The organism is Corynebacterium lehmanniae (genome assembly GCF_043161975.1).
In the GTDB taxonomy this organism is placed as follows: Bacteria; Actinomycetota; Actinomycetes; order Mycobacteriales; family Mycobacteriaceae; genus Corynebacterium; species Corynebacterium lehmanniae.
The window spans coordinates 121,645-145,801 of record NZ_CP170998.1; the positions used below are offsets into that span (position 1 = coordinate 121,645).

A 24,157-nucleotide genomic window follows, 5' to 3' on the forward strand; every position below is an offset into this window, starting at 1 on the left:
CACTGTTGGGTGTCTGGGGCAGCACAAGGTTGTTCCTGTTGGGCCCTCATGTCGGCTGGCTGCTTATGTGTGGTTGGTTGTGTGTGGGGGTTGTGTTGTGTGAGAACTGTATAGTGGACGCGAGTATCTTTCTTTTTTGTGTTTTGGTGTTTGTACCTTGATTGTTTGTGTGTCCGTGTGTTTTGTTACGGGCGTATGGTGGATGCCTTGGCATGCTGAGCCGATGAAGGACGTGTGAGGCTGCGTTATGCCTCGGGGAGTTGCCAACAAAGCGTTGATCCGAGGATGTCCGAATGGGGAAACCCAGCACCAGTTGTGTGGTGTTACCCGCAGGTGAATACATAGTCTGTGTGGGGGTTGACGCGGGGAAGTGAAACATCTCAGTACCCGTAGGAGAAGAAAACAATTGTGATTCCGTGTGTAGTGGCGAGCGATAGCGGATGAGGCTAAACCGTGTGCGTGTGATACCTGGCAGGGGTTGCGTGTGCGGTGTTGTGGGGCGCAAATGGTGCAGGCTGTCAACTGCACGCGCAATGCATATACATCAGCGGAAGCATCTGGGATGGTGCGCCGGAGTAGGTGAAAAGTCCTGTACGTGAAGGTGTGTGTGGTTGTGTGGTTTGTGTTTTTCCCCGAGTAGCAGCGGGCTCGTGGAATCTGCTGTGAATCTGCCGGGACCACCCGGTAAGCCTAAATACTCAGTGTGACCGATAGTGGATAAGTACCGTGAGGGAATGGTGAAAAGTACCCCGGGAGGGGAGTGAAAGAGTTCCTGAAACCATGCGCTTACAATCCGTCAGAGCACTTTTTTGTGTGTGATGGCGTGCCTTTTGAAGAATGAGCCTGCGAGTCAGCGGCATGTCGCGAGGTTAACCCGTTTGTGGGGTAGTCGTAGCGAAAGCGAATCCGAATAGGGTGTTTAAGTGGCATGTCCTGGACCCGAAGCGGGGTGATCTACCCATGGCCAGTGTGAAGCAGCTGTAAGAGGTTGTGGAGGCGCGAACCCACTTAGGTTGAAAACTGAGGGGATGAGCTGTGGGTAGGGGTGAAAGGCCAATCAAACTCCGTGATAGCTGGTTCTCCCCGAAATGCATTTAGGTGCAGCGTGATGTGAGCTTGCCGGAGGTAGAGCTACTGGTTGGTTGAGCGGGACTATCATCTTAGCGACGTCAGCCAAACTCCGAATACCGGTTTATAGTGGTGCATTGCAGTGAGACTGTGGGGGATAAGCTTCATAGTCGAGAGGGAAACAGCCCAGATCGCCGGTTAAGGCCCCTAAGGGTGTGCTAAGTGGAAAAGGATGTGGGATCGCGAAGACAGCCAGGAGGTTGGCTTAGAAGCAGCCATCCTTGAAAGAGTGCGTAATAGCTCACTGGTCGAGTGGTTCCGCGCCGACAATGTAGTGGGGCTCAAGCACACCGCCGAAGCCGCGGCAAACATTTTTGTTTGGGTAGGGGAGCGTCGTGTGTGGGGTGAAGCCGTACCGGAAGGAGCGGTGGACTGCATGCGAGTGAGAATGCAGGCATGAGTAACGAATGGCAAGTGAGAATCTTGCCCGCCGGATGACTAAGGGTTCCTGGGTCAAGTTCGTCTTCCCAGGGTGAGTCGGGTCCTAAGGCGAGGCCGACAGGCGTAGTCGATGGTTAACGGGTTGATATTCCCGTACCCGTATATGCGCGCCCAGTATCGAAGCGGTGATACTAACCACCCTGACCCGCCGGCCGTTGCCACTTTTCGAAGTGGTTGGTTGGTGGTGATGCGTGGGGCCTGATCCGTTGTAGGTCAGTGATGGGGTGACGCAGTGAGGTAGCCGAGCCGCTGATTGGATTGCGGTGCAAGCGTGTGGCACGACACCACGGTAAATCCTGGTGTTTTTTGTGTGAGGCGTGATGCGTAGCCCATATGTGGGTGATGTTGGTGATCCTGGACTGCCGAGAAAAGCCTCTAGCGATGTGCGTATACGGCCCGTACCCATAACCGACACAGGTGGTCAGGTAGAAAATACTGAGGCGAGCGGGTGAACTGTGGTTAAGGAACTCGGCAAAATGCCCCCGTAACTTCGGGAGAAGGGGGACCCACACTGGTTACCGGTCATACGATTGTGTTGCTGGTGTGGGTCGCAGAGAAGAGAGGGGAGCGACTGTTTATCAAAAACACAGGTCCGTGCGAAGACGGTTAAGTTGATGTATACGGACTGACGCCTGCCCGGTGCTGGAAGGTTAAGAGGACCTGTTAGGACGTGATGTCCGAAGCGGAGAATTTAAGCCCCAGTAAACGGCGGTGGTAACTATAACCATCCTAAGGTAGCGAAATTCCTTGTCGGGTAAGTTCCGACCTGCACGAATGGCGTAACGACTCCCCTGCTGTCTCAACCACAGGCCCGGTGAAATTGCAGTACGAGTAAAGATGCTCGTTTCGCGCGGCAGGACGAAAAGACCCCGGGACCTTCACTATAGCTTGGTATTGGCATTCGGTGCGGTTTGTGTAGGATAGGTGGGAGACTGTGAAGCATGCACGCTAGTGTGTGTGGAGTTGTTGTTGAAATACCACTCTGACCGTAGTGGATATCTAACCTTGGCCCATGATCTGGGTTGGGGACAGTGCCTGGTGGGTAGTTTAACTGGGGCGGTTGCCTCCCAAAATGTAACGGAGGCGCCCAAAGGTTCCCTCAGCCTGGTTGGCAATCAGGTGTATAGAGTGTAAGTGCACAAGGGAGCTTGACTGCGAGACTGACTAGTCGAGCAGGGACGAAAGTCGGGACTAGTGATCCGGCACCTACTTGTGGATGTGGTGTCGCTCAACGGATAAAAGGTACCCCGGGGATAACAGGCTGATCTTCCCCAAGAGTCCATATCGACGGGATGGTTTGGCACCTCGATGTCGGCTCGTCGCATCCTGGGGCTGGAGTAGGTCCCAAGGGTTGGGCTGTTCGCCCATTAAAGCGGCACGCGAGCTGGGTTCAGAACGTCGTGAGACAGTTCGGTCTCTATCCGCCGCGCGCGTTGAAACTTGAAGAAGGCTGTCCCTAGTACGAGAGGACCGGGACGGACGTACCTCTAGTGTGCCAGTTGTTCCGCCAGGAGCACGGCTGGTTGGCTACGTACGGAAGGGATAACCGCTGAAAGCATCTAAGCGGGAAGCCTGTTTTAAGATGAGGTTTCATTTGAGGTTCCCAGAAGACGACTGGGTTGATAGGCCGGACCTGGAAGCACAGCAATGTGTGGAGGCGACCGGTACTAATACACCAATAAACACACGAATCGCCGCACACCAACCAAGGGTGTGAACACCGCGAAAACGAACACAATCAAGAGCACATATGCTCCGCGTCCACTGTGCAGTCACTGACACAACACACCAACACCGCTACATGCGGGACAAGTTGGCCGATATAATTGCATACACACGCTGAACACAACAGCGCCGTGCATACCCCATAAGGTGTGTCGGTGGTTGATGGCGGCGGGGAAACGCCCGGTCCCATTCCGAACCCGGAAGCTAAGCCCGCCCGCGCCAATGGTACTGCCCCCGGGAGGGAGTGGGAGAGTAGGTTACCGCCGACCCAACAACTTCACACACAAGCACCCGCTGCACAACACGACCGTTGTGCGGCGGGTGTTTTTTCATATGCGCAGCCAGTGACCCGCGAGGCCGCCTGGGGGATCCCCGCATTGCGGACAACCAGACCACCACCTGTCATTGGTGCATACCCATGAGACCCCGGGGCGAGACCACCCGGCGGGGCGCGACCTGCCAACTAGGGGCCACATAGGTCGCGGGGCCAGCACACGCAACCACCATGACGCCTACTGTGGGGCGGAAGTCGAGTACCGGGCGTCGAGTACGCCCGCGTACACCGTTGGACTCGACCTCCGCTACTCGACTAACAACGCACCCACAACAACCCGGGGCCGGTCCACACTCCGCATTGCGGACAACCACCAGATACACCAACGATGGGTGTACACCCACGAACTGCAGATCGGGCGATACTACGCATTGCGGACAACCACACCAGCCCCCATCATTGGTGTCCGCCCACGAATTCTTCAAGGGAGTAGCTGACTATCTGCCCTGTCTTACCGGATGCGTATAGTCCCGGAGGAATGGATTGACAGGAAGGTGAACCTCGATGTCTGAGTCGGACGAGATCATTAAAGCGGGAGCACCCATCGCAGCAGCAGCAGAACCGGCAACGCACAACGCGGCCGCCCGGGCGGTAGGCCTGGTCAAGACGTACGGCAAGGGCGACACCGAGGTCAGGGCGCTCGACGGCGTCAATGTGGAGTTCGGCCGCAATGAGTTCACGGCGATTATGGGCCCGTCCGGGTCGGGAAAGTCCACGCTCATGCACGTCATGGCGGGGCTGGACTCCGCCACCACCGGCGAAGCGTACATCGGCGAGACGGACCTGTCCCAGCTCAACGACAAGCAGCTCACGGCGCTGCGGCGCGACCGTCTCGGATTCATCTTCCAGTCCTTCAACTTGGTCCCCACCCTCACGGCCGCGGAGAACATCACGCTGCCCACGAACATCGCGGGCGGCAAGGTGGACCCCCAATGGTTCAACGAGGTCACCGACCGCCTCGGCCTGAGCAAGCGGCTGGATCACCGCCCGGCGGAGCTGTCGGGGGGCCAGCAGCAGCGCGTCGCCTGCGCCCGCGCGCTGGTGAGTCGCCCGGAGCTGATCTTCGGTGACGAGCCCACGGGCAACTTGGACTCCAACGCCTCGAAAGAGGTCCTGGACATTCTCCGTACGGCGGTGGATAAGGACGGGCAGACGGTGGTCATCGTCACGCATGACGCCCGCGCCGCCTCCTACGCCGACCGCGTGGTGTTCCTCCGCGACGGCAACATCGTCGACGAGATGCGCGATCCGGACATGGATTCCATCCTCCGCGTCATGGCTGGCATGGAGGACTAGATGGCCAACACGTTGACGAAGGTGTCGCTGCGCAACGTCGCGGCGCACAAGCTGCGGCTCGCGCTGACGGTGCTTGCGGTGGTGCTGGGCACGGCGTTCCTGTCGGGTGCGCTGATGTTCACGAACATGCTGTCTGCCACGTTCGATTCGGCCGTCGATACGGCGCTGGAAGACGTGGACGCGGTGGTGCGCCCGACCGAGGGCAGCATCGACATGGACACGTTCAACGCCATCGAGGACACCGAGGGTGTCGATCGGGTGAATGTGTTCGTGGATGAACCTGTGGTCGTCGCTAGGCAAGATGAAGTTGCGATTCAGACGCAGCTCGGCACCTCCCGCCTCCTGCCTTTCTACAGCGAGGGTGAGGCTGTGGGGAGGGCACCTGTGCTTATCGACGGCTCCGCTCCCACCGCCACCGGCGACATCGCCGTCAACGCGAACGGCGCGCAGAAGTACGGCATCGCGATGGGCGAGAAGCTCATCGTGGTGGACAAGGACGGGCGCAACGAGTTCACCGTCACGGGGCTATACGAGGACCCGCTGGCGCAGGAGACGTCGCTGGTGCTGCGTGTGGGGGAGCAGGCGTACCTCGACGTGTACCGGGACGGCGCGTCGGTGCCGGCGGTGACGGTGGATGGGGGAGCTGGGGTCGTCGATAGGCTGAAGGCGCAGTTTCCGGAGTTGGAGGTCCGCGCAGGCGCGGATGTGGCCGAGGAGATGTCTCAACAGATCCGCGAGGGCTTGAGCTTTGTCAGCTACTTCCTCGTCGCGTTCGGCCTGGTTGGGCTGTTGGTGGGGACGTTCCTCATTGCGAACACGTTCTCCATGATCGTGGCGCAGCGCACCCGCGAGTTTGCGCTGCTGCGCTCGTTGGGGGCGTCGCGCGGGCAGATCACCCGCTCGGTGGCGTTCGAGTCCGCGCTGGTGGGCCTTCTCGGCTCCGCGCTCGGCGTGGCCGGCGGCGTGGGGCTGGTGGCCCTGATCCGGGTGGCGATGGCGCGCTACGGCATGCCGCTGCCGGACGCGGGCACGGGCCTGTCCACCCGCGCGGTGGTGGTGCCGCTGGTGGTGGGCACGCTGGTGACGGTGCTGTCGGCGCTGGCGCCGGCTCGCAAGGCGGGGCAGGTCAAGCCTGTGGAGGCGATGCGCTCCAGCGAGGACGCCACCCCGCAGCCGCTGCGCTGGCGCACTATCGCGGGCCTGATCCTGGTGGCCGCGGGCGTCGCGGCGGCGGTGTACGCGATGGGCTGGGACGACGGCGCGACCGGCCGCCGCGCGGGCCTGGTGGGCGTGGCGGCACTGGCCGCGATCACTGGCCTGTTCCTGGCCGGCCCTGCGCTGAGCCTGCCGGTGGTGCCGCCGCTGGGCCGGGTGATTGGGCTGCCGTTCGGTGCGGTGGGCAGGCTTGCGTCCACGAACACGCGCCGTAACCCGCGCCGCACCGCCACCACGGCGTTCGCGCTGATGCTGGGCATTGCACTGGTGACGGTGATCGGCATGCTGGGCGCGTCGATGAAGCGCTCGGTGGATGACGTGGCCAGCAGCGAGGTGTCCGCGGACTTCGTGCTCTCCGGCCCGCAGAACGGGGTGTTCCCGCTGCCGGAGGACCTGCCGGAGCGCTTGGATGCGGTGGACGGCGCCGGCGAGACGGCCGCGTACACCCAGGCGCCGATCACCGTGGACGGGCAGTTTGGCTACCAGCTCGGCGGCTTCGGTATGACCGACGTGCTGCAGGGCGACCCGGCGGACCTGATCACCCTGGACATGGTGGAGGGCAGTTCCAGCCTGGACGGCAACACCATCATCGCGCCGGCGCCTTTGGCACAGGAGCACGGCTGGCGCGTCGGCGACACCCTCCCCGTCGCGGGGCCCACCGGCGAGTCGGTGGAGGCGACCCTGGGCGGGACCTTCGAGCCGTCGAATATCCTGCAGTCCTTCGTGGTCTCCGACGAGGCAGCCGCGGCCACGGGCGCGCGGGGGACCGGGCGCGTCCTCATGGTCGGCGTGAACAACGACGGCACGGTGGACGAGGCCCAGTTGCGCGCGAACCTCGAGGAAGAGGTGCGCCACGACATCGTCGTGCAGGTCCGCTCCACCAACGACATGGCGGGCGAGGTCTCCGCCATGATCGACCAGATGCTGTTCATCCTGTACGCGCTGTTGTCGCTGGCGGTGGTGATCGCGGTGCTGGGCATCGTGAACACGCTGACGCTGTCGGTGATTGAGCGCCGCCAAGAGATCGGCATGCTGCGTGCGGTGGGCACGCAGCGCCGCCAGGTCCGCACGATGATCACGCTGGAGTCGGTGCAGATGACGGTCTACGGCGCCATCCTCGGCGTGCTGTTGGGGCTTGGACTGGGCTGGGCGTTCCTCACCGTACTCGAGGCAAAAGGCTTGACGACGATCACCGTCCCGTGGCAGCTCATCCTCACCGTCCTCGTAGGGTCGTTCCTGGTCGGCCTGCTGGCCGCGGTGTGGCCGGCGGGCAGGGCCGCGAAGACGCCGCCGCTGGACGCGATCGCGGAGTAGGGGGGGCTTACCCGAACCCGTACACGCCGACCGCCGAGGCGGCGATGGCGGCGAGGGCGGTGCCCACCCCGTATTTCACGGCGAGGACGAATTCGCCGCTTTCGACCATCTCGCCGAGCTGGCGCGCGAGCATGGACAGGGTGGACAACGCCCCGGCGAAGCCGACGCCGATGCCGACGCGCCACACGCCCGGCGCCGCCGCCGCGAACCCGATGACTGCGGCGGCCGAGACGTTCGCCGCAAACGTGGACGCAAGCGGGCTGTGGATCTGGCGCATGAGCAGCCAACGGGCGAACCCACCCAGCATGCCGCCGATGAACACGGCCACGACTCCGATGAGCAGGGGCAGCAGGTTAGGCATGTCGGCGCCCCCGGGTGGCGTCGCCGGCCATCCAGGCCAGGGTGGCGGTGGTGAGGCTGAGCACGATGATGAATCCGGCCCACACCGGAGAATCCGACACCGCGGTCAGGGAGACCGCGGAGAGGGTGGAAAACCCGCCGAGGAAGCCCACGCCCCAGAACGGGCCGGGTTGGAACAGGCCCATGGCGAAGCAGGCGACGAGGTTCACCGCGGAAATCACGGTCAACGCGAGCGCTTCGGGCGTGGTGGGGTTGACCCAGATCAGCACGAGGTAGCGCGCGACAGCTCCAAGTCCCGCGCCCAGCGCCACGGAAAGGCCGGTTGTGAGGTCTTTGAACTGCACATTTCCCACTCTAACGCCCTAGCCGCCGAAGGCCCGCAGGCCCCAGCGCATGCCGAACCAGGCGGCGACGATGCCGAGCACCGCGGTGCGCAGGGCGTAGCGCAGGGCTGCCCGGTGCCGCCCGGCGGTGATCAGGTCGCCGAGCTCGCGGGCGAAGGTGGACCAGGTGGACAGCGCACCGGCGAAGCCTGCGCCGAGTGCGATCTGCCACGCGATTGGGGCGGTGGCGGCGAAACCGGCGATGGTGCAGGCCACGGTGTTGGCGGCGAAGGTGGCGGCGTGGGCGTTGTCGATCAGCTGGGACAACGCGAAGCGCGCCATGCCGCCGAGCACACCGCCGGCGAACACGACGACGAGGGTAAGTGCCAATCCGAGCCAGCTAACCATGGCGGCGCTCCCGGAGGGTGTGGCCGAGAAGGTAGGAGGCTATAGACGTCGCAAAGCTGAGTGCGACGATGACCAGCGCGATGATCGCCTCCGACTGCATCGCCGCCACCGAAATGGCGGAGAAGGTGGTGAAGCCGCCGAGGAAGCCCGCGCCCCACAACGGACCCGGCTTGTACAGGCCCATGGCGAAGCAGCCGGCGATGTTGACGGCGAAGGTCAGTGCGAGCGCCGCCGTGGACCCGGGTGCGGCATATAGGAGCACAAAATGCCTGACGACGGCCCCAAGGCCCGCCCCGAGCCCGACCGTGAGTGCTGTCCGGAATGTGTCCACGGCTGGGAGTCTATCGCCAGTCCATCTGCTGGCGTTCCACGAACTCCGCGACCTCCTCCGGGGTCTTCTTCAGGTACGGGTCCCAGGCGAGGTACTCGCGGGTCTCGCGCACCACGATGCCGGACAACAGCAGCAGGCCGATCAGGTTCGGGATGGCCATCAGCCCGTTGGACAGGTCGGAGAACGTCCACGCCAGCTCCAGCGACGCCACCGCGCCCACAAAGGACAGGGCGGTGAAGAACATGCGGTAGGGGATGGACGCCCAGTCGCCGAACAGCGCCACGATGGCGCGCTCGCCGTAGTAGGACCAGCCCAGGATGGTGGAAAAGGCGAAGAAGATCAGGGAGACGGAGACGATCATGCTGCCCCACTCGCCGGGCAGGGCCGTCTCGAAGGCGGTGGCGGTCATAATCGCGGCCTGGTCGCGGCCCATGTCCCAGGTGCCTGCGGTGACGATGACCAGGCCGGTGATGGTGACCACGATGATGGTGTCGATGAACGTCTGGGTCATGGACACCAGCGCCTGGCGCGCCGGGTGCTGCGTCTTCGCGGCCGCGGCGGCGATGGCGGCGGAGCCCATGCCGGACTCGTTGGAGAAGATGCCGCGGGCCACACCGAACTGGATGGCCAGCATGATGCCGGAGCCGACGAAGCCGCCGGTGGCGGCGGTGCCGGTGAACGCGTCGGTGAAGATGGTGGCAATGGCTTCCGGCACCCGGTCCGCCATCAGTGCCAGCGCGGTGATGCCGCCGCCGACGTAGATGACGATCATCAGCGGCACGAACGCAGCGGTGATCTTGCCGATGCCCTCGATGCCGCCGAGCACGGCCGCGCCGACCGCGAAGAAGATGATTACGCCGGCGACGTTGGCGCTGATGCCGAAAGCGTCGTTCATGCCCGCGGCGATGGAGTTGCCCTGGGCGAGGTTGCCGATGCCGAAGGATGCGAAGATGGTGAACAGGGTGAACGCCGCGGCCAGCGTCTTGCCGAAGCGGCCGCCGACACCGGTGCGCAGGTACTCGTGCGGCCCGCCCTGCTGCTTGCCCTTCTTGTCGGTGGTGCGGAAGCGCACGCCCAGGTACGCCTCGGAGTACTTCGAGGACATGCCGACGATGCCGGTCAGCCAGATCCAGAACAGCGCGCCGGGCCCGCCGATGGAGATCGCGGTGGCCACGCCGACGATGTTGCCGGTGCCCACCGTGGCGGCTAGGGCGGTGGTCAGCGCCTGGTAATTGGAGATGTCGCCGGCGCCTTCCTCGGGCTTGTCCACGAACGCGTGGCGGGTGGCGCGGCTGAGGGTGCGGAACTGGATGCCGCGCAGGCGGATGGTCAGGAACAGGCCGGTGCCCAGCAGCAGGGGGATGAGCAGGAACGGTCCCCAGACGAAAGTGGAGATCGCACTGAGGATGTCGTTCAAGGTGTCAGCCATGCCGAATAGTAAAACATACGGCGCGGTGAATAATATATAGGTGGCGGGAAATACATTCACGGACGATGATGGTGGAAAGGACTCTGCCTGAGACACAAGGAGTATTCCCATGGCATACGAACGCGCCGGCCAGCCCGCCCGCGAGGACGACCTCATCGACATCGCCGAGGTGGTCACCGCCTACTACACCCGCGACATCGACCCGGACAACCCGGACCAGCAGGTCGCCTTCGGCACCTCCGGCCACCGCGGCTCCTCCCTGGATAACGCGTTCAACGAGGCGCACATCTTGGCCACCACGCAGGCGATCGTGGACTACCGCCGCGGCGAGGGCATCGACGGGCCGGTCTACATCGGCCGCGACACCCACGCCCTGTCCGAGCCGGCTATGGTCTCCGCGCTCGAGGTGCTCATCGCAGGCGGGGTGCAAGTGCTTGTCGACGCCTCCGGCCGCTACACGCCCACCCCAGCCGTCTCCCACGCCATCCTGACCCACAAAGGCGGCAAGGCTGACGGCATCGTGGTCACCCCGTCGCACAACCCGCCGCGCGACGGCGGCTTCAAGTACAACCCGCCCACCGGTGGGCCTGCCCCGGCGGAGGCCACGGACTGGATTGCCAAGCGCGCCAACGAGTACATCGCCGCAGGCCTTGACGGCGTGAAGCGCACCCCCGTCAGCGGCGTGCTGGACGAGCGCGCCGGGAAGTTCGACTACCTCGACCATTACGTTGCCGACCTGGGCAACGTGGTGGACATGGACGCGATCAAGGCGTCCGGCCTGCACATCGGCGCCGACCCGATGGGCGGGGCGAGCGTGGACTACTGGGGTGCCATCGGCGAGCGTTACGGGCTGAACCTCGAGGTGGTCAACCCGCACGTCGACGCCACCTGGCGGTTTATGACCTTGGACACCGACGGCAAGATCCGCATGGACTGCTCCAGCCCGAACTCCATGGCGTCGCTGGTGCACAACCGCGACAAGTTCGACCTGGCCACCGGCAACGACGCGGACGCGGACCGCCACGGCATCGTCACCCCCGACGCTGGCCTGATGAACCCGAACCACTACCTGGCCGTGGCCATCGAGTACCTGTTCAGCCACCGCGACGGCTGGTCCGACGGCACCGCGGTGGGCAAGACGCTGGTGTCGTCCTCCATGATCGACCGCGTCGTCGCGTCGCTCGGCCGCGAGCTGGTGGAGGTGCCCGTCGGCTTTAAGTGGTTCGTGCCGGGGCTCATCGACGGCACGATCGGCTTCGGCGGCGAAGAATCCGCCGGCGCGTCGTTCTTGCGCAAAGACGGCACCGTCTGGTCCACCGACAAGGACGGGCTGATTATGGACCTGCTCGCCGCCGAGATCACCGCCGTGACCGGCAAGACCCCCTCCGCGCGCTACGCGGAGCTCGAGGCCGAGTACGGATCCCCGGCCTACGCGCGTATCGATGCCCCGGCCGGCCGCGAGGAGAAAGCCAAGCTCAAGGCGCTTTCGGCTGACCAGGTGTCGGCGGATACGTTGGCGGGCGAAGCTATCGTCGCAAAGCTGACTGATGCTCCTGGCAACGGCGCCGCCATCGGCGGGCTGAAGGTGACCACCGAAAACGCGTGGTTCGCCGCGCGCCCGTCTGGCACCGAGGACAAGTACAAGATCTACGCCGAATCATTCAAGGGCGACGCGCACTTGCAGCAGGTGCAAGAGGAAGCGCAGGCGCTCGTTTCTGAAGTTTTGGGCGACTAATGGAGTAACGTACGACCTGTGAGCACAACGACAACCCCCGCGCCCGAGCGCAACACGAAGACGCTGGTGCTGGACGTACTGTCCGCACTCGCGCGGTTTTACATGGCGTACGTGTGGCTGGACGCCGGCATCGCGAAACTCGGCGTCCCCCTCGACGTGACCAAGACCATCGAGGCCTACGAAATCTTTACCCCCGACTGGTCTTACCTGCTGGCCCACATCATCGGCCCACTTGAGGTGGCCGGCGGCCTGCTGCTGCTTCTGGGCATCAAGCTGCGCTGGTCCGGCAAGGTGTCCATCATCGTGCTGACGCTGTTCATCATCGGCATGCTGTCCGCCTGGCAGCGCGGCCTGGTCATCGACTGCGGCTGCTTCGATCCGTCCGCGGCGGGGGAGGGCGAGACCAACCTGCTTGTTACCGTCGCGCGCGACGTGGCCTACATCGCGATCACCGGCTTCATGATGTGGCGTCCGTTTAAGAAGTTCGCTATCTACCCCTAAACTTGTGCGGGTAAATCTGTACCCGCCATGCCGCCAGGCACGCACAACAGGAGATAACTGTGACCACACGCAAAGTGGAAAACCCGAACAAGAAGGGCAACACCGCCTTCATCTGGGCAGTCCTCGCCGTACTCGCTATCGCCCTTGTGGTGATCGGCTTGATCGTCTTCAACGGCCGCGAAAACCGCAGCGCCGCCATCAAGGAGGGGATGATCGACGTCGAAGGCATCAACGTCGCCTGGAACGAGGATGAAGACATCATCCACCTCACCGGCGACAACGCCGACGCCAAGACCGCCGAGCTGTTCGAGGACTTCTCCTGCACCCACTGTGCGGACCTGCACATCGCCAGCGACGAAGCGATGATTGAGAAGCTCAAGGCTGGCGAAATCAACGTGGACCTGCGCCCGATGACCGCCCTGGACAAGGGCGAGGAGGGTCACTCCACCAAGGCGCTCGCCGCAGAGCTTGCGCTTATCGCCAACGGCGACCTGGCCCAGGCGTTCACCATCCGCGACTACCTGTTCCAGAACCAGCAGAGCGTGTACAACAAGTACGACAACGACGGCTTCGCGGACATGGCCAAGGACTACGAGGCTTCCGACGCGGCCATCCAGGACATCCGCGACGGCAAGTTCATCGAGACCGCCAAGCGAATGGGTGCAGACAACATGAAGTACCAGGAGGACAACACCGGCGAGGCGTGGACCCCGCGCGTCCTGGTCGACGGCAAGGACATCGAGGACATCGAGGGCAAGCGCGACGACTGGCCGGAGACCCTGTCCCAAATGTAAACGCGTTCCGCAAGCGTTTTCACCGCCTCACTCCGGTCCCGGGGTGGGGCGGTTTCACGTTCCCGCTGGGGATTTGGAGGCCCGCGCGCCCGGCTGTATATTTACGTGAGTTATCCAAGGGGCTATGGCGCAGTTGGTAGCGCACCACACTGGCAGTGTGGGGGTCACGGGTTCGAATCCCGTTAGCTCCACTCCACAACTACATATTCCTGTGGCGGCACGGCTGCCATACGGGGCTATGGCGCAGTTGGTAGCGCACCACACTGGCAGTGTGGGGGTCACGGGTTCGAATCCCGTTAGCTCCACCAAAAGCAAAACTGCCCGGCTGTTCGGCCGGGCAGTATTTTGTTTGTATGCGTTACTGGGCGGCTTGGCGCATGCCCTCGAAGTAGGCGTTGCCGTCCGAGCCGGTGTAGCAGGCGTGCGAATCGACGGGCCACACGTCACGCGCCTGCTCGCACGTGAACAGGCTGCCGTAGGGGCCCAAGGTGGCCCACTCCATGGCCGGCGGGCCGGAGGGTTGCTGGGGTGCGGGTTCGGGGGCTTGTTGTTGCGGCGCTTGTTGCTGTTGCTGCTGTTGTTGGTTCGCCGCCTCACGCTCGGCCGCGCGCTGCGCTTCCGCCTCGCGCTCAGCCGCTTCACGTTCGGCTGCCTTGCGTTCGGCTTCGCGCTCAGCCTCCGCGGACCTCGACGCAGCCGCGGCGGAAGAGGAAGCCGCCGCAGCAGAAGAGGACGCAGCGGCCGCGGATGACGAGGCGGCGGCCTCCTTCTCCTCGGCTTCCTTGTCCAGCCGCTTGAGGGCGGCGTCGAGCTCCTCGCGGTCGATGACGCCGTCGCCGTCCGCGTCGTCCGACGCGTCGAGCTTGTGGCTGAGCTCGCGCATGTCGGATTCGCAGCCGTCGTCGCCGTCGCACACCGCAGAGGCGATGGCGGGGCTGGTGCCGGCGATGGTGTCGGATGAGCTGCCGCAGGCGGCCAAGGTCAGGGCCGCGGCGCAGGCGAGGGCGGTTGTGAGTCTCCTGTGCATGGCCAGAATTTTAGCGCAATTGCCGGCGCGGGGAGCTACTCTGAGCTGCATGTTTACCTCACCGATCGGGCCGTTGCGCTTCGCCGCGAGCGGGCGCGGCGTCACCCGCGTGTGCTTCGAGGGGGAGCCGCTGCTTGACGACGCCCTTTCGGTGAGCCCCCTGGTCACCCAAGAACTGACCGAGTACTTCGCTGGCACGCGCCGGGAATTCACTGTCCCGCTGGACTTGTCAGGCGTGACTGAGTTCCGGGCGGCGGTGCTACGGGAGCTGGCGAAGGTCCCGTTCGGGGAGACCACCACGTATGCGCAGCTCGCCCGCGCGGTGGGCAACCCCAAAGCGGTGCGGGCGGTGGGCAGCGCGTGCGCGACCAACCCGCTGCCGCTGTTCATCCCGTGCCACCGGGTGCTGCGCTCCGACGGCCAACTCGGCGGTTACCGTGGCGGGGTAGAGGCAAAACGTTTCCTACTGCGAATGGAGGGCATCGATGTCTGACTCGTTTGTGAAGTACGGCAGCGCGCCGGGAGCGGCAGCCGCGGAGGCCGCGTACCTGCGCTGGCTGCGGGAGGGCTCCGCCGCGGTGGTGGAGGTGCTCGCACTCGACGAGGACGCGAACACGCTGACCATCGAGAAGGTGGATTCGGCCCGCCCGACCGTGGACGCCGCCCGCGAGGCCGGGCGGGAGCTGGCCGCCATCCACGCCATGGGCGCCGCCGCGTTCGGCGCGCCCGCGGACGGGTGGGACGGCCCCAACTTCATCGGCACCCGCCAGCAGGCGTGCGAGCCCACCGAACGCTGGGCCGAGTTCTACGTGCAGCAGCGCGTGCTGCCATTCGCCGAGAAGGCGCTTAAAGCGGGGAATCTCGGGGGCGGCGGCATGGACGTCGTTAAGCAAGCATGCGATGCGCTACTCGAAGCGGACGAGGACGCCCCACTGGCGCGCATCCACGGCGACCTGTGGGCGGGCAACCTGCTGTTCGGGTCGGAGGGTCCGCGGTTCATTGACCCGGCGGCGCACGGCGGGCACCCGCTGACCGACATCGCGATGCTCGAGCTGTTCGGCGCCCCGTACTTCAACGCGATCGTGGACGGGTATGTGGATGCCGGCGGCGAGCTGGGCCGCGACTGGCAGCGGCGCATCGCGGTGCACCAGCTGCACCCGCTGGCCGTGCACGCGTGGACGCACGGACCGTCCTACGGCTCCGCGCTCGTGCGCGCGGCGGAGGAGACCCTGCGCGTGGTAGACAGTAGGCAATAAAGGAGGAGATTCAGATGGGGAATGCAGAAAATTCGCTAGACAGGCTCGAGGAACTCGGGCTCCTGGAGCAGAGGGGCAAACCCTTCGAAGTGACCTGGGAACCCATCCAACTCGACTTCACTCTTGAGGAATGGCTCGAAGAGGAGCGCGGTGAGGACCGCCTGGTACGAGTGATGGCGGACCTTCGCGACCTGCTCTAGCGCCACCAGGTGTCGTTCGGGCCCGGCGGCAGGTGGCGCTTGTGCTGGCCGGTGCGCCACAGGTGCTCGAGGCGCTTGGCGACCTCTTGCGGGACTTGCTTGCCCTCCAGGTAGTCGTCGATGTGGGCGTAGGTGATGCCGAGCGCGTCTTCGTCGGGAAGCGCGGGGCGGTCTTCCTCCAGGTCCGCGGTGGGGACCTTCTCCCACAGGCGGGGATTCGCGTCTAGGTGGTCCAGCAGCGCCGCGCCCTGGCGCTTGTTCAGCCCAGCCAGCGGCACGAGGTCCGCGGCGCCGTCGCCGTGTTTGGTGAAGAACCCGGTGACGTTCTCCGCCGCGTGGTCCGTGCCCACCACCAGCAGGCCGCGCTCGCCGGCGATGGCGTACTGGGCGATCATGCGTATGCGCGCCTTGACGTTGCCCTTGTTGAAGTCGCCGAGACTGCCCGTTTCTAGCGCGTCCGCCACAGCACCCGCCATGGCGGTGGTGGCTGGCTCAATGTCCACCGTGACCGTCTCGTCGGGCTGAATGAACTGCAGGGCCAGCTGCGCGTCGTCCTCGTCGGCCTGCACGCCGTGGGGCAGCCGCACCGCCACGAACGTCGCGTCGTTGCCGTCCGCGCGGCGCTGCTCCACCGCCAGCTGCGCCAGGCGCCCGGCGAGCGTGGAGTCCTGCCCGCCGGAGATGCCCAGCACGTATCCCTTCGCGCCGGTGGCGTCCAGGTGGTCCACCAGGAACTGCACGCGCCGGGTGATTTCGGTGTCCGGGTCGATGGTCGGTGCCACGCCGAGGGCGGCGATGATGTCTGACTGCATGGCGCTCATGGTAGGAGGTTTTGATTCAGCGCGTCCGATGTGTAACATTTACCCCCGTGTTGCGACCCGGCAGCCCGCCGTTGGTCGCTAATTGCAGGTAATCCGAGCAGAAAGGAGCGCCCGATGAAGGTCCGCAAGTCGCTTCGGTCGCTGAAGAACAAGCCGGGCGCCCAGGTTGTGCGTCGCCACGGCAAGGTTTACGTGATCAACAAGAAGGATCCCCGCTTCAAGGCTCGCCAGGGCTAAGCGCGAATCCTGCCCCGTCACCGTTTGGTGGCGGGGCTTTTTGCTGTAATTTTCCGCCAAATTACACCCGTGGGAGCAGATGGCCGTCCATGTTTTAACTACATGTAGGTGATTTGCTGGCCCTATCCTGGGAATACCACCCGTGTAACTACTACATGTAGTAGCAGTTGCCGAAGTTTCCCCCAAGGTATAGTGTCTCTTGGTGTTGCCCCGGGGGATCCGGGGAAGCGAGAAAACCCCGTCGATTCCCTGTCGAATCCCAGTCGAAGACCCGCACAGAAAGAGCCTGAAGAACTATGTCGATCACCGTTTACAGCAAGCCGGCCTGCATGCAGTGCAAGGCAACCGAGAAGGCCCTGACCAAGGCCGGCCTTGAGTTCACCACGGTCGACATCTCCATGGACGAGGAGGCCCGCGACTACGTCATGGCCCTCGGCTACGTGCAGGCGCCGGTCGTGGAGGCGAACGGCGAGCACTGGTCCGGCTTCCGCCCGGACCGCATCAAGGGCCTCGCAGCGGCTGCCTAACTCGGCGGTCCACCCCGCCGCAGCGCGGGGATAGGGCGGGCGGCGCCGAACAACTAAAACTCAACACGAAGAAAGGCGGCGGCCATGCTGGTGGTCTACTTCTCTTCCGCGACGGAAAACACGAAGCGGTTTGTGGAGAAGCTCGGCCTCCCGTCCCAGCGCATCCCGTTGCGCAGGAGCGACCCGGAACTCACCGTCGACGAGCCGTACGTGCTCATCTGCCCCACATACGGCGGCGGGGCGAGTGTGAGCGGCGGCAACTCGCGGCCGGTGCCGGGGCAAGTGATCCGCTTCCTCAACAACGAAGGCAACCGGAGCCTGATCCGGGGTGTCATCGCCGCCGGCAATTCCAACTTCGGGGCAGATTACTGCCTTGCCGGGAAGGTTATCGCCGACAAGTGTAAGGTCCCGTACTTGTACCGGTTCGAGCTCATGGGCTTGGCCGAGGACGTTGCGCACGTGCGCCGCCAACTAATCCAGAACGCTGGAAGGTTGGGGCTGCGTGGGGGACCGGAGGTCGTCGATAGGCAAGATGCTCCGGACGAATCCGAGCGCTTGGCAAAACTGCGTGAAAAATACGCCGGTAAATACTCAAGAACACGATGAAGGACGCGATGTGACTACCCAGACTGTCGGTAAGAATGTCCCGGAGCCGGTCAATGCAAGCGACCAGCTGGATTACCACGCGCTCAACGCGCTTTTGAACCTCTACGACGAAAACGGCCAGATCCAGTTTGACAAGGACCGCGAGGCCGCCAACCAGTTCTTCCTCCAGCACGTCAACCAGAACACCGTCTACTTCCACGACCTGGAAGAAAAGATCGACTATCTGGTCACCAACAAGTACTACGAGCCGGACACCATTGAGAAGTACGACTGGAACTTTATTAAGGACACGTTCAAGCGCGCGTACTCCTACAAGTTCCGCTTCAAGTCCTTCCTCGGCGCGTACAAGTATTACACCTCCTACACGCTGAAGACCTTCGACGGACGCCGCTACCTCGAGCGCTTCGAGGACCGCGTCGCCATGACGGCGCTCTTCCTCGCCGACGGCAACGAGGAGCTCGCATTCGCGCTTGTGGACGAAATCATGACCGGCCGCTTCCAGCCCGCCACCCCGACGTTCTTGAATGCCGGCAAGGCGCAGCGTGGCGAGCTGGTGTCGTGCTTCCTGCTGCGCATCGAGGACAACATGGAGTCCATCGGCCGCGCCATCAACTCCTCGCTGCAGCTGTCCAAGCGCGGCGGCGGCGTGGCGCTGCTGCTTTCCAACATCCGCGAGTCCGGCGCGCCGATCAAGCACATCGAGAACCAGTCCTCCGGCGTCATCCCCGTGATGAAGCTGCTGGAAGACTCCTTCTCCTACGCCAACCAGCTCGGCGCGCGCCAGGGCGCCGGCGCGGTGTACCTCAACGCACACCACCCGGACATCATGCGCTTTTTGGACACCAAGCGCGAGAACGCGGACGAGAAGATCCGCATCAAGACCCTCTCGCTCGGCATCGTCATCCCGGACATCACCTTCGAGCTGGCCAAGCGCAACGACGACATGTACCTGTTCTCCCCGTACGACGTCGAGCGCGTCTACGGCGTGCCGTTCGCGGACATCTCCGTGACCGAGAAGTACGAGGAGATGGTGGAAGACCCGCGCATCCGCAAGTCCAAGATCTCCGCGCGCGCGTTCTTCCAGACCATCGCCGAGATCCAGTTCGAGTCCGGCTACCCGTACATCATGTTCGAGGACACGGCCAACCGCGCGAACCCGGTGAAGACCGGCCGCATCAACATGTCCAACCTGTGCTCGGAGATCCTGCAGGTCAACTCGCCGTCCGTGCTCAACGACGACCTGACCTACGCCGAGACCGGCCACGACATCTCCTGCAACCTCGGCTCGCTGAACATCGCGATGGCCATGGACTCCGACAACTTCGCCCGCACCGTCGAGTCCGCCATCCGCGCGCTGACCGCCGTGGCGGACAAGACCTCCATCGACTCCGTGCCGCCGGTGCGCGACGGCAACGACGCCTCCCACGCCATCGGCCTGGGGCAGATGAACCTGCACGGCTACCTCGGCCGCGAGCACATCGAGTACGGCTCCGAAGAAGGCCTGGACTTCACCAACGCCTACTTCGCCGCCGTGATGTACCAGTGCCTCCGCGCCTCCCACAAGATCGCCGTGGAGAAGGGCACCGCGTTCGCCGACTTTGCCAAGTCCGAGTACGCCACCGGCGAATTCTTCGACCGCTACGACCCGGCGGACTTCCAGCCCAAGACTGACAAGGTCAAGGAGCTGTTCGCCAAGTCCGACATCGCCGTGCCGACGGCAGAGGAGTGGGCGCAGCTGAAGGCCGACGTCGCCCGCGACGGCATCTACAACCGCTACTTGCAGGCGGTGCCGCCGACCGGCTCGATCTCCTACATCAACAACTCCACGTCCTCGATCCACCCGATCGCCTCCAAGATTGAGATCCGCAAGGAAGGCAAGATCGGCCGCGTCTACTACCCGGCGCCGCACATGGACAACGAGAACATCGACTACTTCAAAGACGCCTACGAGATCGGCTACGAGAAGATCATCGACACCTACGCGGTGGCCACGAAGTACGTCGACCAGGGCCTGTCGCTCACCCTGTTCTTCAAGGACACGGTGACCACCCGCGACATCAACCGCGCGCAGATCTACGCGTGGAAGAAGGGTGTCAAGACCCTGTACTACATCCGCCTGCGCCAGATGGCGCTGGAAGGCACCGAGATCGAGGGCTGCGTCTCCTGCATGCTGTAGGGGAGCGCGTGCTTCTCGACGAGAAAACCGCTGACGTGCTAGTTCCGTTTTAGGGGAACTAGCACATCAGCGGTTTTCGTTTGCAAGGCGCGGGGCGAGTTACATCTCCATGAAATCGTTGACGCCGCGGAGGAGACGTCGAGAAGCATCTTCTGCTGCATCCGCGTCGCCGGAGGAAATGGCGTGGGCGAGATCCACGTGGATCTGCATGGTGTCCACGTGCGGGTCGTCCGGCATGATGCCGTAGAGCGCGCGGCCGGACATGATGTCCATGATCGGCGGGGTCAGCGCCACGAACATCTCGTTGCCGGACGCCTCGAGCATCAGGCCGTGGAACTCCAGGTCCGCTTCCTGGAACGCCTCGGAGTTGCCGGCGTCTTGTCCTGCCAGCTCCACAATCTGGTCTGCCAGCTGGCACAGCCGGCGCGCCTGCTCGCGGGACGCGTTGGTGGCGGCTAGGCGGGCGGCGGCTGGCTCGATGGCGTCGCGAAGCTCCCGCAGCGACGCCAACTGCGCCGGACGTTGCTCCTCGCTGCGTAGCCGCCAGGAAATGATGGAGTGGTCGAATACGTTCCACTCGCTTTGCGGCAGCACTTTCAAACCCACGCGGCGCGAGGAGGAGACCAACCCCAGTTGCTCCAGTGCGCGCATCGCCTCACGTGCGACGGTGCGGGAGATGCCGAAGCGCTCCGACAGGTCGTGGAGCGTGAACGTGTGCCCCTCCGGCTGCCTGCCCGAGACGATGTCTTCGCCGAGCGTGTCCAGGATCGAGGAAAGTAGGGGTTGAGAGGACCGATGACCGCTTGTAGTCACGGCGCGACCTCCTTTAAAAGATGATGTATTGCAGCAATCTGCGAGTAGTTTATGTCATGCACCTCCGCGGTTACGGCATTGCGTGTGGGCAGTCCGCGCACGGGGAGCAGGACGTCGCCCGAGCCGGTTGACACCGAAGTAGGATGGTCGCCATGACTGACGATTACGCGCGTTACCTCGAGTCCCACGACAAGCCCGTGAAGGCTATCAACTGGAACAGCGTTCCGGACGACAAGGACCTTGAAGTGTGGGATCGCCTGACCGGCAACTTCTGGCTCCCGGAGAAGATCCCGGTGTCCAACGACATCCCGAGCTGGAACACCCTCAACGACGAGGAAAAGCAGGCCACCATGCGCGTGTTCACCGGCCTGACGCTGCTGGACACCATCCAGGGCACCGTCGGCGCGGTTTCGCTGCTGCCGGACGCGAAGTCCCTCCACGAGGAGGCGGTGCTGACCAACATCGCGTTCATGGAGTCGGTGCACGCGAAGTCCTACTCCAACATCTTCATGACGCTGGCGGACACGCCCGCAATTAACGACGCGTTCCGCTGGTCCGAGGAAAACGAGTACCTGCAGCGCAAGGCGAAGATCATCCTGAGCTACTACGAGGGCGACGACCCGCTCAAGCGCAAGATCGCCTCCGTGATGCTGGAGTCCTTCCTGTTCTACTCCGGCTTCTACCTGCCGCTGAACTGGTCGGTGCACTCCAAGCTGACCAACACCGCGGACATCATCCGCCTGATCATCCGCGACGAGGCGGTGCACGGCTACTACATCGGCTACAAGTACCAGGTGGCGCTGCGAAACGAGTCCGAGGAGCGCAAGGAGGAGCTGAAGGACTACGCCTTCGAGCTGCTCTACGACCTCTACGAAAACGAGAACCAGTACACCGAGGACATCTACGACGCGCTCGGCTGGACCGAGGACGTGAAGCGTTTCCTGCGCTACAACGCCAACAAGGCGCTGAACAACCTCGGCTACGAGGGCCTGTTCCCGGTGGATGAGACGAAGGTCTCGCCGGCGATCCTGGCGTCGCTGTCGCCGAACGCGGACGAGAACCACGACTTCTTCTCCGGCTCCGGCTCCTCCTACGTCATCGGCCGCGCGGAGGACACCCAAGACGACGACTGGGACTTCTAGGCACAAGCTTTACGACGCACCTTCGGTGGTCCCCGGTTCGCGCTTGCGAGCCGGGGATTTTTCTTGCCTCCCGTCTAGGTCCCTTGCGCCTCACCAGTAACAGCCCGGACTGGCCGTCGCCGGCGCTGACCCCGCACGGGGGCAGCATTGCGGGAGGCTGGAAAATCAATGTGCAGAACGTTATGCTGATCCGGTATCACTCGTGGCATCTGTGCCCATTCCGGCGTGAGCTGGACGGGGTGCAGGTGCCGTAGTCAGGAGGATCAGATGACCGCTGTGGCACCGCGGCTGGATAATTACGTCCCGCCGACACGCCCCGAGCCGACGGGCAACGCTCGTAAGGGCTCGAAGATTTACAAGCAACTCACCACGACTGACCACAAAGAACTGGGCATCATGTACATCATCATGTCCTTCGTCTGGTTCTTCGTGGCCGGCCTGATGGCACTGCTTATCCGCACCGAGCTGTTCAGCCCAGGCCTGCAGTTCCTGTCCAACGAGCAGTTCAACCAGCTGTTCACCATGCACGGCACCGTGATGCTGCTGGCGTTCGGTACCCCGATCGTCTGGGGCTTCGCCAACTACGTGCTGCCGCTGCAGATCGGCGCGCCGGACGTGGCCTTCCCGCGTCTGAACGCGTTCGGTTTCTGGGTGACCACCGTCGGCGTTGTCGCCATGCTCCTCGGCTTCGTCACCCCGGGTGGCGCGGCCGACTTCGGTTGGACCATGTACATGCCGCTGGCTGACGCTGTGCACACCCCGTCCGTCTCCGCCAACCTCTGGGTTGTCGGCGTGGGCGCCACCGGTGTGGGCACCATCGCCTCTGCGGTGAACATGCTCACCACGGTGCTGACGATGCGTGCGCCGGGCATGACCATGTTCCGTCTGCCAGCGTTCACCTGGACCATCTTCGTCACCTCCATCATCGCCCTGATGATCTTCCCGCTGCTGACCGCTGCGGCGATGGGTGTGCTCTACGACCGTCTGCTGGGCGGCCACATCTACGACACCGCCAACGGCGGCACGATCCTGTGGCAGCACCTGTTCTGGTTCTTCGGCCACCCCGAGGTGTACGTCCTGGCGCTGCCGTTCTTCGGCGTGATCTCTGAGATCGTCCCGGTGTTCTCCCGCAAGCCGGTCTTCGGCTACATCGGCCTGATCTTTGCAACGCTGGCAATTGCCGGCCTGTCCATGGCTGTGTGGGCGCACCACATGTTCGCCACCGGCGCGATCCTGCTGCCGTTCTTCTCCTTCATGACCTTCCTCATCTCGGTCCCGACCGGCGTGAAGTTCTTCAACTGGCTGGGCACGATGTGGAACGGCCACCTCACGTTCGAGACCCCGATGCTGTGGGCCGTGGGCTTCCTGTTCACCTTCCTCTTCGGCGGCCTGACTGGCATCATGCTGGCGTCCCCGCCGCTGGACTTCCACCTGCACGACTCCTACTTCGTGGTTGCGCACTTCCACTACACCCTGTTCGGCACCGTGGTGTTCGCCTCCACCGCTGGCGTGTACTTCTGGTTCCCGAAGATGACCGGTCGCATGCTGGATGAGAAGCTGGGCAAGATCCACTTCTGGTTCACCGTCGTTGGCTTCAACATGACCTTCCTGGTCCAGCACTGGCTGGGCAACATGGGCATGCCGCGCCGCTACGCCGACTACCTGGACACCGACGGCTTCACGCTGCTGAACCAGGTCTCTACGGTTGGCGCGTTCATCCTGGGCATCGGCTTCCTGCCGTTCATCTGGAACGTGTTCAAGTCCTGGCGCTACGGCGAGATCGTCACCGTCGACGATCCGTGGGGCTACGGCAACTCCCTGGAGTGGGCAACCTCCTGCCCGCCGCCGCGCCACAACTTCACCGCCCTGCCGCGTATCCGCTCCGAGCGCCCGGCGTTCGAGCTGCACTACCCGCACATGGTGGAAACCCTGCGCCGCGAGGCGCACACCGGCCACCGCGACTCCAAGTAGTCGCCGGACACCGGCCTCCTGAACGAACCCCCGCTTCGGCGGGGGTT

The 24,157-nt window shown here is 63.8% G+C and carries 22 protein-coding genes, 2 tRNA genes and 2 rRNA genes; 18 read left to right on the plus strand and 8 right to left on the minus strand.

All coding sequences use genetic code 11. The annotated features are described in order from the left end of the window. Positions 1–174 precede the first annotated feature (174 nt). The 4 genes from ACF3NP_RS00585 (at position 175) to ACF3NP_RS00600 (ending at position 7,453) form a co-directional block, all read left to right on the plus strand. A 23S ribosomal RNA gene (locus ACF3NP_RS00585) occupies positions 175–3,260 on the plus strand. Positions 3,261–3,445: 185 nt separating this feature from the next. Next, a 5S ribosomal RNA gene (gene rrf / locus ACF3NP_RS00590) occupies positions 3,446–3,563 on the plus strand. Between the two features lie 569 nt (positions 3,564–4,132). Then, positions 4,133–4,924, plus strand: coding sequence for an ABC transporter ATP-binding protein (locus ACF3NP_RS00595; protein ID WP_392398791.1), 792 nt, complete (start codon positions 4,133–4,135; stop codon positions 4,922–4,924). Beyond that, on the plus strand, positions 4,925–7,453 hold the full coding sequence (locus ACF3NP_RS00600) for an ABC transporter permease (protein WP_392398792.1): 2,529 nt from the start codon (positions 4,925–4,927) through the stop codon (positions 7,451–7,453). 7 nt (positions 7,454–7,460) lie between these two features. Here ACF3NP_RS00600 and ACF3NP_RS00605 read toward each other — a convergent pair whose 3' ends face one another. The 5 genes from ACF3NP_RS00605 to ACF3NP_RS00625 all read right to left on the minus strand — a co-directional run bounded on the left by ACF3NP_RS00605 (position 7,461) and on the right by ACF3NP_RS00625 (position 10,304). Beyond that, positions 7,461–7,814, minus strand: a complete 354-nt coding sequence (locus ACF3NP_RS00605; RefSeq protein ID WP_392398793.1) for a CrcB family protein — start codon at positions 7,812–7,814, stop codon at positions 7,461–7,463. Further along, entirely contained in the window at positions 7,807–8,157 is a 351-nt protein-coding gene (locus tag ACF3NP_RS00610) for a CrcB family protein (RefSeq protein WP_392398794.1), read from the minus strand. The genes ACF3NP_RS00605 and ACF3NP_RS00610 overlap by 8 nt, the downstream gene beginning before the upstream one ends. Before the next feature lie 18 nt (positions 8,158–8,175). Beyond that, positions 8,176–8,544: a fluoride efflux transporter FluC gene (locus ACF3NP_RS00615; RefSeq protein WP_392398795.1), complete on the minus strand. Its 369-nt coding sequence runs from the start codon at positions 8,542–8,544 to the stop codon at positions 8,176–8,178. Further along, entirely contained in the window at positions 8,537–8,806 is a 270-nt protein-coding gene (locus ACF3NP_RS00620; RefSeq protein WP_392398796.1) for a CrcB family protein, read from the minus strand. Before ACF3NP_RS00620 ends, ACF3NP_RS00615 begins: the two co-directional genes overlap by 8 nt. A gap of 79 nt (positions 8,807–8,885) precedes the next feature. Further along, positions 8,886–10,304, minus strand: a complete 1,419-nt coding sequence (locus ACF3NP_RS00625) for an alanine/glycine:cation symporter family protein (RefSeq protein ID WP_392398797.1) — start codon at positions 10,302–10,304, stop codon at positions 8,886–8,888. A gap of 109 nt (positions 10,305–10,413) precedes the next feature. Here ACF3NP_RS00625 and pgm point away from each other — a divergent pair, with 109 nt between their 5' ends. The 5 genes from pgm (at position 10,414) to ACF3NP_RS00650 (ending at position 13,642) form a co-directional block, all read left to right on the plus strand. Beyond that, entirely contained in the window at positions 10,414–12,039 is a 1,626-nt protein-coding gene (gene pgm, locus ACF3NP_RS00630; RefSeq protein ID WP_392398798.1) for a phosphoglucomutase (alpha-D-glucose-1,6-bisphosphate-dependent), read from the plus strand. 18 nt (positions 12,040–12,057) lie between these two features. After that, positions 12,058–12,540, plus strand: a complete 483-nt coding sequence (locus tag ACF3NP_RS00635) for a MauE/DoxX family redox-associated membrane protein (protein ID WP_239307502.1) — start codon at positions 12,058–12,060, stop codon at positions 12,538–12,540. Between the two features lie 59 nt (positions 12,541–12,599). Then, positions 12,600–13,334 (plus strand): thioredoxin domain-containing protein, encoded by a 735-nt coding sequence (locus ACF3NP_RS00640; protein WP_392398799.1) that lies wholly within the window; start codon positions 12,600–12,602, stop codon positions 13,332–13,334. A gap of 118 nt (positions 13,335–13,452) precedes the next feature. After that, positions 13,453–13,525, plus strand: a tRNA-Ala gene (locus ACF3NP_RS00645). A gap of 41 nt (positions 13,526–13,566) precedes the next feature. Further along, positions 13,567–13,642, plus strand: a tRNA-Ala gene (locus ACF3NP_RS00650). A gap of 50 nt (positions 13,643–13,692) precedes the next feature. Here the strand turns inward: ACF3NP_RS00650 and ACF3NP_RS00655 are convergent. Further along, positions 13,693–14,361, minus strand: coding sequence for a hypothetical protein (locus tag ACF3NP_RS00655; RefSeq protein WP_392398800.1), 669 nt, complete (start codon positions 14,359–14,361; stop codon positions 13,693–13,695). 49 nt (positions 14,362–14,410) lie between these two features. Here ACF3NP_RS00655 and ACF3NP_RS00660 point away from each other — a divergent pair, with 49 nt between their 5' ends. From ACF3NP_RS00660 to ACF3NP_RS00670, 3 genes are read left to right on the plus strand one after another with little or no spacing between them, the layout of a single operon-like run. Further along, positions 14,411–14,854, plus strand: coding sequence for a methylated-DNA--[protein]-cysteine S-methyltransferase (locus ACF3NP_RS00660; RefSeq protein ID WP_202032095.1), 444 nt, complete (start codon positions 14,411–14,413; stop codon positions 14,852–14,854). After that, positions 14,847–15,617: a fructosamine kinase family protein gene (locus ACF3NP_RS00665; RefSeq protein ID WP_181889000.1), complete on the plus strand. Its 771-nt coding sequence runs from the start codon at positions 14,847–14,849 to the stop codon at positions 15,615–15,617. Before ACF3NP_RS00660 ends, ACF3NP_RS00665 begins: the two co-directional genes overlap by 8 nt. Before the next feature lie 14 nt (positions 15,618–15,631). Next, positions 15,632–15,817, plus strand: a complete 186-nt coding sequence (locus ACF3NP_RS00670) for a hypothetical protein (protein ID WP_392398801.1) — start codon at positions 15,632–15,634, stop codon at positions 15,815–15,817. On the opposite strand, the gene nadE is transcribed toward ACF3NP_RS00670, so the two are convergent. Continuing rightward, positions 15,814–16,638, minus strand: a complete 825-nt coding sequence (gene nadE, locus ACF3NP_RS00675; protein ID WP_392398802.1) for an ammonia-dependent NAD(+) synthetase — start codon at positions 16,636–16,638, stop codon at positions 15,814–15,816. The genes ACF3NP_RS00670 and nadE overlap by 4 nt on opposite strands. Before the next feature lie 114 nt (positions 16,639–16,752). On the opposite strand from nadE, the gene ykgO reads away from it, so the two are divergent. The 4 genes from ykgO (at position 16,753) to nrdE (ending at position 20,184) form a co-directional block, all read left to right on the plus strand. Beyond that, a complete protein-coding gene (gene ykgO, locus ACF3NP_RS00680) occupies positions 16,753–16,875 on the plus strand; it encodes a type B 50S ribosomal protein L36 (RefSeq protein WP_005288826.1) in 123 nt (40 codons plus the stop codon). A gap of 296 nt (positions 16,876–17,171) precedes the next feature. Next, positions 17,172–17,402, plus strand: a complete 231-nt coding sequence (nrdH, locus tag ACF3NP_RS00685; RefSeq protein WP_070475768.1) for a glutaredoxin-like protein NrdH — start codon at positions 17,172–17,174, stop codon at positions 17,400–17,402. Between the two features lie 84 nt (positions 17,403–17,486). Further along, a complete protein-coding gene (gene nrdI / locus ACF3NP_RS00690; protein WP_239307508.1) occupies positions 17,487–18,008 on the plus strand; it encodes a class Ib ribonucleoside-diphosphate reductase assembly flavoprotein NrdI in 522 nt (173 codons plus the stop codon). A 10-nt stretch (positions 18,009–18,018) separates the two neighbouring features. Further along, complete coding sequence (gene nrdE, locus ACF3NP_RS00695; protein ID WP_392398803.1) at positions 18,019–20,184, plus strand: class 1b ribonucleoside-diphosphate reductase subunit alpha; 2,166 nt, start codon at positions 18,019–18,021, stop codon at positions 20,182–20,184. A gap of 99 nt (positions 20,185–20,283) precedes the next feature. On the opposite strand, the gene ACF3NP_RS00700 is transcribed toward nrdE, so the two are convergent. Next, entirely contained in the window at positions 20,284–20,997 is a 714-nt protein-coding gene (locus ACF3NP_RS00700) for a FadR/GntR family transcriptional regulator (protein ID WP_392398804.1), read from the minus strand. A gap of 152 nt (positions 20,998–21,149) precedes the next feature. On the opposite strand from ACF3NP_RS00700, the gene nrdF reads away from it, so the two are divergent. Together nrdF and ctaD are read left to right on the plus strand one after the other, a co-directional pair. Then, positions 21,150–22,139: a class 1b ribonucleoside-diphosphate reductase subunit beta gene (gene nrdF, locus ACF3NP_RS00705; RefSeq protein WP_392398805.1), complete on the plus strand. Its 990-nt coding sequence runs from the start codon at positions 21,150–21,152 to the stop codon at positions 22,137–22,139. Between the two features lie 267 nt (positions 22,140–22,406). Beyond that, positions 22,407–24,110: an aa3-type cytochrome oxidase subunit I gene (gene ctaD, locus ACF3NP_RS00710; RefSeq protein ID WP_269511327.1), complete on the plus strand. Its 1,704-nt coding sequence runs from the start codon at positions 22,407–22,409 to the stop codon at positions 24,108–24,110. Positions 24,111–24,157 lie beyond the last annotated feature (47 nt).

Coding starts and splice junctions, on each gene's coding strand:
- ACF3NP_RS00595 (WP_392398791.1), top strand. CDS start 4,133: ATGTCTGAGTCGGACGAGATCATTAAAGCGGGAGCACCCATCGCAGCA.
- ACF3NP_RS00600 (WP_392398792.1), top strand. CDS start 4,925: ATGGCCAACACGTTGACGAAGGTGTCGCTGCGCAACGTCGCGGCGCAC.
- ACF3NP_RS00605 (WP_392398793.1), bottom strand. CDS start 7,814: ATGCCTAACCTGCTGCCCCTGCTCATCGGAGTCGTGGCCGTGTTCATC.
- ACF3NP_RS00615 (WP_392398795.1), bottom strand. CDS start 8,544: ATGGTTAGCTGGCTCGGATTGGCACTTACCCTCGTCGTCGTGTTCGCC.
- ACF3NP_RS00625 (WP_392398797.1), bottom strand. CDS start 10,304: ATGGCTGACACCTTGAACGACATCCTCAGTGCGATCTCCACTTTCGTC.
- pgm (WP_392398798.1), top strand. CDS start 10,414: ATGGCATACGAACGCGCCGGCCAGCCCGCCCGCGAGGACGACCTCATC.
- ACF3NP_RS00655 (WP_392398800.1), bottom strand. CDS start 14,361: ATGCACAGGAGACTCACAACCGCCCTCGCCTGCGCCGCGGCCCTGACC.
- ACF3NP_RS00660 (WP_202032095.1), top strand. CDS start 14,411: ATGTTTACCTCACCGATCGGGCCGTTGCGCTTCGCCGCGAGCGGGCGC.
- ACF3NP_RS00665 (WP_181889000.1), top strand. CDS start 14,847: ATGTCTGACTCGTTTGTGAAGTACGGCAGCGCGCCGGGAGCGGCAGCC.
- ACF3NP_RS00670 (WP_392398801.1), top strand. CDS start 15,632: ATGGGGAATGCAGAAAATTCGCTAGACAGGCTCGAGGAACTCGGGCTC.
- nadE (WP_392398802.1), bottom strand. CDS start 16,638: ATGAGCGCCATGCAGTCAGACATCATCGCCGCCCTCGGCGTGGCACCG.
- ykgO (WP_005288826.1), top strand. CDS start 16,753: ATGAAGGTCCGCAAGTCGCTTCGGTCGCTGAAGAACAAGCCGGGCGCC.
- nrdH (WP_070475768.1), top strand. CDS start 17,172: ATGTCGATCACCGTTTACAGCAAGCCGGCCTGCATGCAGTGCAAGGCA.
- nrdI (WP_239307508.1), top strand. CDS start 17,487: ATGCTGGTGGTCTACTTCTCTTCCGCGACGGAAAACACGAAGCGGTTT.
- nrdF (WP_392398805.1), top strand. CDS start 21,150: ATGACTGACGATTACGCGCGTTACCTCGAGTCCCACGACAAGCCCGTG.
- ctaD (WP_269511327.1), top strand. CDS start 22,407: ATGACCGCTGTGGCACCGCGGCTGGATAATTACGTCCCGCCGACACGC.